The organism is Enterobacter sp. CC120223-11 (assembly GCF_900215375.1).
Taxonomy (GTDB): domain Bacteria; phylum Pseudomonadota; class Gammaproteobacteria; order Enterobacterales; family Enterobacteriaceae; genus Scandinavium.
In genome coordinates this window covers 161,858-174,522 of sequence record NZ_OBEF01000004.1, presented here as the reverse complement: position 1 = coordinate 174,522, position 12,665 = coordinate 161,858, and the positions used below count along the sequence as shown (strand labels likewise).

The window sequence follows — 12,665 nt, the reverse complement described above, 5'->3', positions numbered from 1 at the left end:
TATTTTGTAGGCCCGGTAAGGCGTCTGCCGCCACCGGGCAATCAGACACCGGGCAATACTCAGTGGTTACGCCAGAATCCGCTCGGCCCAAACGGAAATATCATCCCCGCTGCCTAAATCAGGCTGCACCAGGCCGTTTACCATAAACGTCGGGGAGACGTGAATGCCGTTCTGCCGGGCGTATTTACAATGCCACTTAATGACGGTTTGCAGTTCTGGCACCGCAAAAGCTTCTGACACTTTCACGCCACTGTAGCGCTCAATACGTTCCACAATCTCCTGCGGCGTGGCCTGCATATTCGGCCCGCTGCAGTGATCTGTAAACTCAAACTCTTCACGATTGTCTGCCACCGCCTGCATCACCTTTTTGGCTTTGGCTTTGCCGTCCGGCAGCGTTGAGGCGGCGAGGATGCAGCGAACGATCACGCCCGAGAACATATGCCACGGCTGTGACTGCAAACGGATTTTCACCGTCACGTTTTCTTCCCCAACCTTTGCCAGCAGGGCGTCAAGTTTGTTGAACGCCTTAACCGAGAAGGGACAGGTAGGTTCCAGAAAAACCTCGAAAGTTTTTGCGCCATGACCCCATTCCAGCGCCTGTGCCTGTAAGCTCATGTTGACTCCTGATGTTGTGTTGTCGTTTCGATTATCTTATCCGCGAGGTGTATGATTAAGCCACTTCTGTCAGAACATTGGCAATCCGCAGACGACGACAGGATTTTCGCCAGCCGCCTGCTCCCCCGAACAAAAAATCAGGTAGGAACAATGAGTACTGGAATGTCCGGCAGTGATGCCCCTTTTGGAACCTTGTTAGGGTATGCGCCGGGAGGCGTAGCGATTTACTCCTCAAACTACAGCAGTTTAGATCCTGACTTCTCGCACAGCGATGTCTCTTTTCGCAGCTATATCGATAACGAATACATGGGCCACAAGTGGCAGTGCGTGGAGTTCGCGCGCCGCTTCCTGTTTCTGACCTACGGCTTTGTCTTTACCGACGTTGGAATGGCCTATGAGATTTTCTCGTTGCGCTTTTTGCGCCAGGTCGTGAACGACAATCTGCTGCCGTTACAGGCGTTTGCTAATGGTTCTGAGCGTCCGCCGGTCGCGGGCTCGCTGCTGATCTGGCAGAAGGGCGGTGAGTTTAATGAAACCGGCCACGTTGCCGTGATCACGCAGCTTATCGGTAACAAGGTCCGCGTTGCCGAACAGAACGTGATTCATCACCCGCTGCCGCAGGGCCAGCAGTGGACCCGCGAGCTGACGCTGGTGGTGAAAGACGGGCGCTACACCATTGAAGATACCTTCGATGACACCACGATTCTCGGCTGGATGATCCAGACGGATAACAGCGAGCACAGCCTGCCGCAGCCTGCATTGCCGGGGAAAGCGCTGAATATTCAGGGCGCGCGTCTGGAAAATAAAGGCCAGTTTGACGGCGCATGGCTGAACGAGCAGGAACCGTTACAGGCCGCCTACGTTCGCGCCAACGGGCATTTCATCAATAAAGATCCCTGCCAGTATTTCACCATCACCGAATGCGCCGAACAGGAGCTGGTGAAAGCCACCAACGAGCTGCATTTGATGTACCTGCACGCCACCGACAAGGTGATGAAGGATGATTCGCTGCTGGCGCTGTTCGACATTCCGAAAATCCTCTGGCCACGCCTGCGCCTTTCCTGGCAGCGCCGTCGTCACGACATGATCACCGGGCGCATGGATTTCTGCATGGATGAGCGTGGCCTGAAGGTCTACGAATACAACGCCGATTCCGCGTCGTGTCACACCGAAGGCGGCCTGATTCTGGAGCAGTGGGCGAAAACCGGCTATTGCGGTGAAGGCTATAACCCTTCTGAAGGGTTGCTGAGCGAGTTGATTGGCGCGTGGAAACACAGCAGCGCGCGGCCGTTCGTCCACATCATGCAGGACAAGGATCTGGAGGAAAACTATCACGCCCGCTTTATGCAAAAGGCGCTGACGGATGCCGGATTCGAAAGCAAAATTCTTTACGGCCTTGATGAGCTGCGCTGGGATGCCGCCGGGCAGCTGATTGACGGTGACAATCGTCCGGTGAACTGCGTGTGGAAAACCTGGGCCTGGGAAACGGCTATCGAGCAGGTGCGTGAAGTGAGCGAAACCGAGTTTGCCGCCGTGCCGATTCGCACCGGGCATCCGGACAACGAAGTGCGCCTGATTGACGTGCTGCTGCGCCCGGAAGTGATGGTCTTCGAACCGCTGTGGACGGTGGTGCCGGGCAACAAAGCCATTCTGCCGGTGCTCTGGCAGCTCTTCCCGAATCACCGTTATCTGCTGGATACGGATTTTGTCGTCAACGATGAATTAGCGAAAACCGGCTACGCGGTGAAACCTATTTCGGGCCGCTGCGGTAGCAATATCGACCTTGTCAGTCACGATGATGAATTGCTGGATCAAAGCTCAGGGAAGTTTGTCGATCGTAAAAACATCTACCAGCAGCTATGGTGCCTGCCAAACGTCGCCGGCAAGTACATTCAGGTCTGCACCTTTACCGTCGGCGGCAACTACGGCGGCACCTGCCTGCGTGGCGATGATTCACTGGTCATCAAGAAAGAGAGTGATATCGAACCGCTGATTGTGGAGAAGGACCATTCTGCATAGCGTGTTCGCTGTTTTAAAAGTAAAACCCGCCGAAAGGCGGGTTTATTGTATTAACGGCGTCAGTTTCTGCCTGGCCGATGACTGCTTAGGGCGTTCGTCGAAACGATTCAGAGGGTGTTGGTTGCCACGACGATGCCGGAGAATTAATTCCCTAACCAGCCGTTGAGAATGGAGCCAATGCCTGGAATTTTGGCAATAGATGATTCTATATTCCCGCCAATCTGTTCACCGATGGCCGTGCCGATAGTTTTCCCAAGGTCAGGTAGGGTATCGCCAAGGTTAATATCGCCAATCACCGGAATATTCACACCGATTGAGCCGCTGACCATTTTGTAACCCGCATCACCGAGCTTGCCACCCAGCGATCCCAGCCCATCTTTAATAAAGCCTGCGCCCGATACCTCATGAATATCTGATAGCGTTAATTCTCTCATTGAAAACTCCATTTATAAACGTTATTTGAAATGAAAATCACAAAAGTAGTCTTTAAAAAATTCCCACGAACAGGACTTCAGTCCTGTCTGCAAAACGTTGCAGGTTGAGAATATCGGCAGTGATTTCAAGGGGGAAGTGGTAATGCTGCTTTTAGCGGTGAATAAGCCTTACCTCATAAAATTATCTCACTGTAAAGGCGAGTCTCTATTTTTCTGTGCTGGACATATCATTTCTGTTTAGTCAGCCCGATTCAGTAATACATTCAGTAAATACGTATAAGTGCTTTCAGTCTGAGAACATTCCCGCATTCACAGAGAAGGATCTTATATACGCCTCGGTAATGATGATTCACGCTGCTTTTTGGTTTTTATTTATTAAAAGGAATTGAAATGAAACTGGATAAGATTGCGTTATCGTTTCTCGCAAGCAGTATATTACTGACGTTTCAGGCGCATGCTTACGATAAATATGACAGCAGCAAAGCCTATCAGGGTGGTGCCAAAGTCACCTGGCAGGGAGGGGATTTTGAAGCCCAGTGGTATGCGAATCCCGGTGAGAAACCCGATCCTTCCGTTGTGAATGCATGGGACAACGTCTGGAAAAAAATCGCCGGTTCAACCGAGCCTGATCCAAAACCTGAGCCAGAACCCGATCCCGATCCTAAGCCGGAACCTGGCCCTTCCGACCATCCGCAATTTTTGCCGGGAAGTCAGTATAAGCAAGGTGACATTGTCAGTAATCAGGGCAAGGATTACATCTGTAAGGTTGCCACATGGTGTAGCAGCAGCGCAGATGCGTATCGTCCGGGAGAAGGCTGGGCATGGAATTCGGCCTGGGATCTTTATGGCGCTGAACCGGAGCCCGGCCTGGGGCTGACGCAAAAAGAACTGGACGAACGTGAGGCTGAACTGACCAACACCCCGCAGCTTATCGCGGTAAAAAATGCGCTGAAAACCCTGGGTAATGATGCCGTGGAACGGATCAAACCCGGCGCGGATAGTAATCCAGCGAACGTTAAGCGCGTTGAGCGGATAATCACCGCGGACAAATGGGAGACTTTCTTCCCTCATCGCGACCCGGCCTATACCTATGAAAACTTCCTGAAAGCCGTAGGTAAATTCCCCATTTTGTGTGGCGAAGGTGAAGATGCCGACGCTGTGTGTAAAAAAACGCTGGCGACGATGTTTGCGCATTTCGTTCAGGAGACCGGGGAGCATGCCAGCCAAAGCGACGTTGCACAGTGGCAGCAGGGGCTGCACTGGGTACGCGAAATGGGGCTTGATGAAAATACCTTTGATAAATATACCGGTGCGACTTGCGATCCTGACACCTGGCAGGGCAAAGCATGGCCATGCGCGAAAGATGCCCAGGGACGTGCACTGAGCTACTTTGGCCGTGGCGCAAAACAGCTGAGCTATAACTTCAACTATGGTGCCTTCTCGCAGGCGATGTATGGCGACGTCAACAAGTTGCTGAAGGAGCCATGGCTGGTCGCCGATACCTGGCTGAACCTGGCAAGCGCTATCTTCTTCTATGTTCAGCCGCAGCCGCCGAAGCCCAGCATGCAGGCGGTGATTGACGGCAGCTGGCAGCCAAACGGGGCCGATAAAGCCAGTGGCCTGGTGCCCGGTTTCGGCGTAACCACCCAAATTATCAACGGTGGTGTGGAATGCGGTGGCACCGTTGAAGTTGCCCAGTCGCTGAACCGCATCGAGTACTACAAGGCGTTTGCTGAGCAGTTAGGGGTACCGGTTCCGGAGTCAGAAGTGCTCGGGTGTAAAGGCATGAAACAATTTGGTGAGTCGGGTTCCGCAGCAATGCCGTTGTTCTGGGTTAAAGATGACAGCTACGTTGCAGCAAATCCGGGCGGTAAATCCTATGCCTGCAAGCTGGTGAACTGGCAGGAAAATGACTTCAGTGCGCTAACGAAAGGGGATTACACCCGCTGTGTTAAGGCGAGTTTTCCTGATGTAGTGATTAAACCCTGATAGCGTTATCACGCTGATTTAAAAGTTTTAATTATCAATGCAGAACCCCTCCAGCGGAGGCGGTTCTGCAATAACGCCTAAGGAAGTCCTTCAGATAAAATGCAGCTGATGCAGATCGAACTGGGTGACGTTTTGCAGCGTGACGCTAAAACTGCCCAGATCGATGATCGTGTCATGGCCGTTGCTGCTTATTGCGCGATTCAGTTCCTGCTCACTCATGCCCGGCAGGCCATGAAAAATAAACTGAGACTGGTCGTTGCTGTCGACAATAATCTGTTTCCCCGACGTTGCATGAAATATAAAGATGTCCTCTCCGCCGCCAGAAAAGACGGTATGCTCACCGCCTTCGAAAACAAACATATCCCGGCCAGAGCTGCCGGTAAGGGTATGATTATCATCGCGGGCAAACAGCCAGCTATCGCTTTGCGTGGCCCCGATATCGCCCTCGCTGCTTTCCAGTTTCTGCCCTGAGAGTTTATCCAATGCTGAAGAGGGGGTTAGTGTCGAAATCTTTTCACGGCCACCTGCCGCGGTTTTGATTTCCAGCCAGTGGATATCATGACCGATGGTGATGCCACCCTCGTCAGACAAGGTATAGAAAGTCTCTCCGTCTGTTGCCAGATTGAGTCCAGAAGCCGCGTGTTGCGTATCAAAAACATCATCACCGCCCGAACCGTAAAGGCTGTTATGTCCTTGGAGTGCCTGAAAGGTGTTAGTGCCGCCGCGCCCGTCTACACGGGTATCGCCCGCCGCGCGCAGCAGGTCATCGTGATCGCTGCCGATGATAAACTGTCCCGCGCCTCGAGGTGTGTTTTCACTGTGCAGGCTGACCCACTCAACGTCTCTGGTTTTATCAGAAAGGTAGCTCACGACCACTGCCGATTCCCGGCTCATTTGCGCATACAGCGGTGATGAGAGAAGCGTCGTCAACGTATTGTCGTAATTGTGGGCATCGTGGCCAATCAGCCAGTTCACTGACTGGAAAAGGCCCAGTGATTTTCCGGGCTCCGCTAAAGTATCAATATCCGAATAGAGATACAGGTTATTGACTGCCGACTGCTTTTCCGGATGAAAATTGAAAAACAAAGAAGCGATATTTAGCTTGCCGTCGGCGATAACTTTATAAACCGGGTCATCATTAAAGCCGATATTGAGGATCTTGTCCGGATTATCGTCCTTCATATACATCGACGCAAAAGCGATATAGTTAGCATTGGCAAAAAAGCCGTCCCACGCCGTATCGGAAATTTCAGCCATATTGTTGACTGCGCCGCCGCCCAGGCTGTGTCCGGTAATCAGGATATCCTCTGCCGCAAGGTTATTGCTCTCGGCGTATTGCTTAATTTTTTCGATTAATTCGCTGAACGCATTTTCGACGTAGCTCCCTCGCTGCGCGGCCAGAACATCAGGATAGAGGAAATTAAGATAGGCTATTCTGTCCAACAGCGTATCCAGCGGCTCATCTTCAAGCGGACCGGACGTTCCCCTGAAAGAAAGCGCCAGGCCAGTAAGCTTATTGTCGCTGTCGAATTTCCCCATCACCTCGAGTTCCGCCGCCTTATAAATTCCAGCCTCGCCATGCCAGGTGCCGTTACTGTCGGTTGCCTGATGGTAACCAAGCATCCCCGGCGTAATGTTACGCCAGCCTGACTCATGCACCCGGCTGTCTACTTCTTGTTTCATTTGCGCGCTTTCAGCGGCATCAGACGCCAACATCTTTGTCAGGTTTTCAGGCGAAATACCCCCCTGCTGATAGAGTTTCCCCGTATCTCCGCTTCTGCCATGGTAAGCATACAGGGCCAGATCCCAGGCCTTTTGAATTAGCGCCGCGCTGGCTTGACTATTGTAGTCACGATAATTAAAAAGCATTTTCCCTCAGCTTATAAGTATTATTTTGATTGTTTATATCGACAATGAAAATTGCGTCAGATTTCCCAATGGTCATAGAATGTCAGGCAGATTGGAACGCAGGATTTTTCCGGAAGCAAGCCTCTTACTTAAAATAAGTCTTCCATTCATGTTTGGCGATGAAAAGGGGCAGTGACAACATCTCCCTTATCGCGTTACAGAGGCTCAGTGCAACCGTCTGTTTTCTTAGAGTGAGTTGCTTAGTTAAAATAAGTTCCCGTTTTGTTTTTTTTACTTTGCAAGCGGCTGCATTGCGTATTAAATACGTCAATAACCTTTTCTTTAGCAGGGAGTTGCAAAAGAGGCCAGCGTCAGGCGAGGTGGCCTGTTTATAGCAGAAATAATATCGACGTAAGAAATGCTTTTCGGTAAAACCTTTGCCGTTTAAATACAGCGCAAATATTAAATTACACAGCCAAACGGTCCTGTGAGTAACGGGACATCTTAAATAAGACTTCATATTAACCGCTGAAGTTAATCGTGCGCTATTCGCGCTAATAAAGGAAGTTAGTTATGGATATCGTAGATCGCGTTATTGCCGAGTTTTTCCCCGAACGGCCAGTTTCGCCGTTTAAACGCCGCCTGATTGAATGGGCGATTAAAAGTGAGGAGGTGTCGCCGCTCCTCGACAGGCTGAGCCAGAAAAAGGGGCTGGACTGGGTTGCAAGCGCGATCGAGGCGTTGCGCCTGCGCACGGAAATTCACCCTGGCGATTATCACCATATTCCCGATACCGGGGCGACGATAGTCGTAGCCAACCATCCCACGGTCGTCGACGGTATCGCCGTCATCAACACCGTGGCGATGGTGCGAAAAGATATCAAAATTCTTGCCAACCACCTGCTGCAGGTGGCCTTTCCTCAGGTAGAAAATATCACCATCGGCATTCGCAATATGCAGGGTGAGTTCAGCCGAAAGCAGTTCAAAGAGATAAGCGAACACCTGAAAAACGGCGGCGTGCTGATTATCTTCCCGGCCGGCAAAATTGCCAGTGTTTCGCTAAGTGGCCTGCGTGAATCCCCCTGGCATCACGGCTTTGTACAACTTGCCCGGCGATTCAATGCCGCACTGGTGCCCGTGCACGTCACCGGGAAAAACAGTTTCATCTATTATCTGGCCGCCACGGTCTGGCGACCTCTTTCAAACCTGATGCTGACGCGGGAATGCCTGAAGCATCGCGGCGGCACGCTGAGGCTGAAAATTGGCGAACGGATAGACCTTGCGAGCGACGAGCTTTCAAAACAGGACGCAGACCTCACCGCCAGTCAGATCAAACACCACGTTCTGCAAATGACGAAAAGTGTGCGAAATACGTTACCGGTTATTGCGGGTATTGCCAGGGCTGAGAACCGGACGCTCCTGATTAAGGCACTTAATCAGTGCAAGGTGCTGAAAAAGCTCTCCGATGGCAAAGTGCTGTATCTCTATCAGCGTCAGGACAGCGACTGGTCTCCAGTTCTGAACGAGCTGGGTCGCCTGCGCGAAGCGTGCTACCGCTCGATTGGCGCCGGAACCGGGTCACCACGGGATAACGACAGTTATGACGATCACTACTCTCACGTGATCCTCTGGGAGCCGCGCGAGCTGGAAATTGTCGGAGCTTATCGTCTGACAAGCGCCAGAGAGCAAATTAACCGTTTTGGCCTTGCGGGGTTATACAGCCACAGCCTGTTCAATTACGACCGGAGCTTTATTGCCAGGCTGAATGAGAGCGTGGAAATCGGGCGTGGCTTTGTGCAGTGTAAATATCAGAAGACCAACGCGCTGAGCCTGCTTTGGCAGGGGATATTCTGCTTTTTAGGCGACCTTGCGCAATATAAGTACGTGCTGGGCGTTCTCTCTATCCCTCAGTCTTACCCTGAATCTGCGCAAAACCTGATTATGGCGTTTTATCAGACCTGGTCTGATAAAGATGATGACATTTGCCATCCGGTCAATCGTTATCACCTGCCGGACCCCAGCGCGCTGGGCTTCTTTTCCGGCAACGATGTGGCTGAGGATTGGGAAAAGCTAAACAATAAACTGAGCTATCTGGGTCATCCTCTTCCCTGGCCCTATAAGCAGTCGACCAAATGGTTTAAACCCGGCGGTTCCAGGGTCCTGTGCTTTATTAAAGACGATCATTTCCACTCTATTGCGGCGCTGAACTTTAGTGAGATCGACAAATTAAAGCGTATGTATTCCATGCACTTCGTCGCCAGAAGGGAGGAACTGACGGTCGCGGAAGCCTGAGTTCGTTTTTGATTATCTCACTCATTAATAATAAATAGCTCAGGCCGCCCCGTGGCTGCCGGGCGGATATTCTCACAATGAAATTTTTAACCAAAGTAACAGCTTTGATTGCCGCGGTTCTGAGCCTGAGCGGATGCGATAACGCATCCTCTTCAGGATTCTCAGGCTACGCTAACGGCGATTTTATTTATCTTTCCCACAGCAGCACAGAAAAAATCGACCAGATCCTGGTCAGCAAGGGCAGCAGCGTAAAGAAGGGGCAGACCCTGGTGATAATGGAGGGATTCTCTTCGGCAAATTCGCTGAGCATCAGTGAGAAAAATTATCAGGCAGAGCTGGCGCTGCTGCGAAATATGGAGTCGGGCGAGCGACCAGAGGAGCTGGCAATTATCCGTTCGCGGTTGGAGCAGGCTAAATCCGCAGCCAGCGTTGCCAAAATCCACAGGGATCGTAACCGGGAACTGTATGAATCCGAGGTTATTTCGAAGCTCGATTGGGACACCATTAAGGCCGACTATGCGCAGAAAAATGCGCAGGTAAATGAGCTCAGCAATCAGCTGAAGGCCCGGGAGCTTCCGGCACGTAAGGAGCAGATTCACTCCCAGAAGCTGCGCGTTGAGTCGGCCAGGCTGCAGTTTGAAAAGGCAAAATGGAATACGCAGCAGAATACGATAATCGCCCCACAGGATGCGGTGGTCTTTGACATCATCTATCGCGCCGGTGAGCGCCCCCTCGCCGGGAACCCCATTATCAGCCTCCTGCCGCCGCAGAATATAAAGGTGCGTTTTTTCGTTCCGGAAAACCAGCTTGGATCCGTGGCCCTCGAGCGAAAGGTTAACTTTCTTTGCGATGGCTGCCCGGCGTCGTTAACCGGTCATATCAATTACATCAGCGCGCAGGCCGAATATTCCCCGCCGGTAATCTACAGCACCGCCAGGCGAGAAAAGCTGCTGTTTATGGCCGAAGCCGCCCCGGACGACAAAAGCGCACTGGCGCTTAAGTTGGGTCAACCTGTCGAAGTGAGGCCGGTCGCAGATGAATGAGCCCTCTATCGATGTACATAAGCTGAATAAACATTTCGGCAAACATCACGTCGTGAAAGATTTTTCCCTGACGGTACAAAAGGGCGACATTTATGGTTTTCTCGGCCCAAACGGCAGCGGAAAAACGACCTCGATTCGCATGATGTGCGGATTGATTACGCCCGATTCTGGCAGCGGACACTGCCTGAATATGGACATCTTTACCCAACGGGACACGATCAAAAAGCGCATTGGCTATATGACCCAGCACTTTTCCATGTGGGGAAGCCTGACGATTCGCGAAAATTTGTTGTTTATCGCCCGCCTGTACACGCTGGAGAATGCCCGACAAAAAGTGGAACAAACCCTTTCGGACCTGGGGCTGAGTTCCCGCCAGCATCAGTTGGCGAAAGAGCTTTCCGGTGGCTGGAAGCAGAGGATGGCGCTGGCAGCCTGTATGCTGCATCAGCCTTCGCTGCTGTTTCTTGATGAGCCTACAGCGGGCGTGGATCCGAAGGCCCGCCGGGAATTCTGGCAAACGCTGCATCAGCTTTCCAACGACGGCATTTCGATTCTGGTGAGTACTCACTACATGGATGAAGCCGAGCGCTGCCACAGAATCGCGTACCTCTCTTACGGTCAGCTGCTGGCAAACGGTACCACGCAGGAGATCATCGCTGCGCAAAATTTAACGACCCTGCAAATTCGCGGCCAGCAGCTATCAAGGCTGGAGGGGCGGCTGCGTCAATATCCCTGCGTTGAGCAAACGGTCATATTCGGGAATGCGTTGCACGTCACTGGCAGAGATCCGGCTGGACTCAGGGCGGCATTGTCCGCCACCGTGCCTGAGGGCTATGAAGTTCGCCAGGTGGAGACGACCCTGGAAGATGCCTTTACCTTATTGATGAAAACTCACGATGAATAACGTTACGTTTCGCTTCTCACTTACGCGGTGGCTCGGCATTGTGTTCAAAGAAATCAATGAGCTGCGTCGGGATAGGGTCAGTATAGGGATGGTATTTTTCACCCCGCTGCTGCAGCTTGTTATCCTGGGATATGCGGTCAATATGGATCCGCGCACCATTCCCACCGCTTTGCTTAACTACGACACTGAGCGCATGGGCCAGGTGTTCGTTACCGCTGCTCAAAACACCGACTATTTCGCCATGCTTCCGGTTGCTTCTGAGAAAGAGGCCGAAGAGGCGTTTATCAAAGGTGATGTCATTTTTATCGTCACCATCCCGAAAGGCTTTACTCAGAAGTTACTGCGCGGCGAGAAGCCGCAGATTCTGATTCAGGGCGATGCGATTGATCCCATGACGACGGGTAACGCCCTGAGTGCGATTGTTCAGGCGTCGAAAAATATGTTCCGCCACGATCTTCCCAATTCGGTGCACGGCGCGGCGGCAAAACAGGGGGATGATATCGAACTTGTTATCCATCGCATGTTCAACCCGGAAGGGATAACCCAGTACAACACGATTCCAGGTATTATTGGTTCAATATTAAGCACTACGCTCATTCTAATGACCGCTCTTGCGATTACCCGTGAGCGGGAAAATGGCGCAATGGAAAACCTGCTGATCTCACCGGTGACGGGGCTTGAGGTGATTCTCGGAAAAATTACCCCGTATGTCATTATCGGGATATTCCAGTCCCTGATGATTCTTATCTTCGCCGTTTTTTTGTTCAATATTCCGCTGCTGGGAAATGTCTTTCTGCTTATCTTTGTGCTGATTCTGTATATCTTTTTATGTCTGTCGATAGGCATCAGCATCTCCAGCGTGGCGCAAAATCAGCTGCAGGCTTTGCAGATGTCTTCGTTTTATTTTATTCCTTCCGTCATGCTGTCCGGTTTTATCAGCCCCTTTATCAGCATGCCTGTCTGGGCTCAGGCCATAGGCTCTTGTTTGCCTCTTACCTATTTTATTCGCCTTATAAAAGGGTTAATGCTGAAGGGCTATACGCTTATAGATTTGCTTCCTGAGCTGTTGCCCCTGGTGGGGCTAACGCTGGTGGTTATCCTGATTGGTTTGAAAACATTTCGCCAGACCCTCGATTAATTCACATCTCCTGAAGACGCCAACGGATATCGCTTTGCGCCGTTGGCGAACATATTTTTACCTGCCAGGTTCGTGCCTTAACTCGTGGTTGAGGCATGACTGACTCAAGTGACTTAGGCTGCGCCATCCGTTTCGTCCCTCACTATTAAGTCGTCAGACCAGCGTGGCCTCAGCGTCGTGCTCTCAGGCGGATTTCACGCCCCTCTGCTTTCATTTTCAGTGATTGATTCATGCATCCCCAGCATTCTCTTCGGAGTAAGTGTAATTTATAAGAAATAGCTCAGTGAGTGACAGGGGAAATCATGAATATTATGCTGTGGCGGTTTATTTAAAAAACCATTTGGGCAATGCCTGGGCTCGCGCCACGAATAATGACAGCTATA

8 protein-coding genes and 1 pseudogene are annotated in these 12,665 nt (G+C 51.5%); 6 read left to right on the top strand and 3 right to left on the bottom strand.

Features of this window, described 5'->3' with window-relative positions:
* Positions 1–66: 66 nt before the first annotated feature.
* A complete protein-coding gene (locus tag CRO87_RS06610; RefSeq protein ID WP_097162140.1) occupies positions 67–615 on the bottom strand; it encodes a thioredoxin domain-containing protein in 549 nt (182 codons plus the stop codon).
* A gap of 150 nt (positions 616–765) precedes the next feature.
* Between CRO87_RS06610 and gss the strand changes: the two genes are divergently transcribed.
* The gene (gene gss / locus CRO87_RS06605; RefSeq protein ID WP_097162139.1) at positions 766–2,634 is read left to right on the top strand and encodes a bifunctional glutathionylspermidine amidase/synthase; all 1,869 of its coding nucleotides are present in this window, start codon (positions 766–768) and stop codon (positions 2,632–2,634) included.
* A gap of 143 nt (positions 2,635–2,777) precedes the next feature.
* On the opposite strand, the gene CRO87_RS06600 is transcribed toward gss, so the two are convergent.
* Positions 2,778–3,068 carry a hypothetical protein gene (locus tag CRO87_RS06600; RefSeq protein ID WP_097162138.1) on the bottom strand — a complete coding sequence of 97 codons (291 nt, stop codon included), beginning with the start codon at positions 3,066–3,068 and terminating at the stop codon, positions 2,778–2,780.
* Positions 3,069–3,953: 885 nt separating this feature from the next.
* Between CRO87_RS06600 and CRO87_RS06595 the strand changes: the two are divergent.
* Positions 3,954–5,024 (top strand): annotated as a pseudogene (locus CRO87_RS06595) (chitinase); the annotation flags it as partial.
* A 123-nt stretch (positions 5,025–5,147) separates the two neighbouring features.
* Here CRO87_RS06595 and CRO87_RS06590 read toward each other — a convergent pair.
* Positions 5,148–6,926 carry a hypothetical protein gene (locus CRO87_RS06590; protein ID WP_097162136.1) on the bottom strand — a complete coding sequence of 593 codons (1,779 nt, stop codon included), beginning with the start codon at positions 6,924–6,926 and terminating at the stop codon, positions 5,148–5,150.
* A gap of 552 nt (positions 6,927–7,478) precedes the next feature.
* Here CRO87_RS06590 and CRO87_RS06585 point away from each other — a divergent pair.
* The 4 genes from CRO87_RS06585 to CRO87_RS06570 all read left to right on the top strand — a co-directional run bounded on the left by CRO87_RS06585 (position 7,479) and on the right by CRO87_RS06570 (position 12,282).
* Positions 7,479–9,197 carry a lysophospholipid acyltransferase family protein gene (locus CRO87_RS06585; RefSeq protein ID WP_097162135.1) on the top strand — a complete coding sequence of 573 codons (1,719 nt, stop codon included), beginning with the start codon at positions 7,479–7,481 and terminating at the stop codon, positions 9,195–9,197.
* A gap of 77 nt (positions 9,198–9,274) precedes the next feature.
* Positions 9,275–10,240: an HlyD family secretion protein gene (locus CRO87_RS06580; RefSeq protein WP_097162134.1), complete on the top strand. Its 966-nt coding sequence runs from the start codon at positions 9,275–9,277 to the stop codon at positions 10,238–10,240.
* The gene (locus tag CRO87_RS06575) at positions 10,233–11,144 is read left to right on the top strand and encodes an ABC transporter ATP-binding protein (RefSeq protein ID WP_097162133.1); all 912 of its coding nucleotides are present in this window, start codon (positions 10,233–10,235) and stop codon (positions 11,142–11,144) included. The genes CRO87_RS06580 and CRO87_RS06575 overlap by 8 nt, the downstream gene beginning before the upstream one ends.
* Complete coding sequence (locus tag CRO87_RS06570; protein ID WP_097162132.1) at positions 11,137–12,282, top strand: ABC transporter permease; 1,146 nt, start codon at positions 11,137–11,139, stop codon at positions 12,280–12,282. Before CRO87_RS06575 ends, CRO87_RS06570 begins: the two co-directional genes overlap by 8 nt.
* Positions 12,283–12,665: the final 383 nt, after the last annotated feature.

Excerpts from the sequence above, each read along its gene's own strand:
- CRO87_RS06610 (WP_097162140.1), bottom strand. The coding sequence starts at position 615 with ATGAGCTTACAGGCACAGGCGCTGGAATGGGGTCATGGCGCAAAAACT.
- gss (WP_097162139.1), top strand. The coding sequence starts at position 766 with ATGAGTACTGGAATGTCCGGCAGTGATGCCCCTTTTGGAACCTTGTTA.
- CRO87_RS06600 (WP_097162138.1), bottom strand. The coding sequence starts at position 3,068 with ATGAGAGAATTAACGCTATCAGATATTCATGAGGTATCGGGCGCAGGC.
- CRO87_RS06590 (WP_097162136.1), bottom strand. The coding sequence starts at position 6,926 with ATGCTTTTTAATTATCGTGACTACAATAGTCAAGCCAGCGCGGCGCTA.
- CRO87_RS06585 (WP_097162135.1), top strand. The coding sequence starts at position 7,479 with ATGGATATCGTAGATCGCGTTATTGCCGAGTTTTTCCCCGAACGGCCA.
- CRO87_RS06580 (WP_097162134.1), top strand. The coding sequence starts at position 9,275 with ATGAAATTTTTAACCAAAGTAACAGCTTTGATTGCCGCGGTTCTGAGC.
- CRO87_RS06575 (WP_097162133.1), top strand. The coding sequence starts at position 10,233 with ATGAATGAGCCCTCTATCGATGTACATAAGCTGAATAAACATTTCGGC.
- CRO87_RS06570 (WP_097162132.1), top strand. The coding sequence starts at position 11,137 with ATGAATAACGTTACGTTTCGCTTCTCACTTACGCGGTGGCTCGGCATT.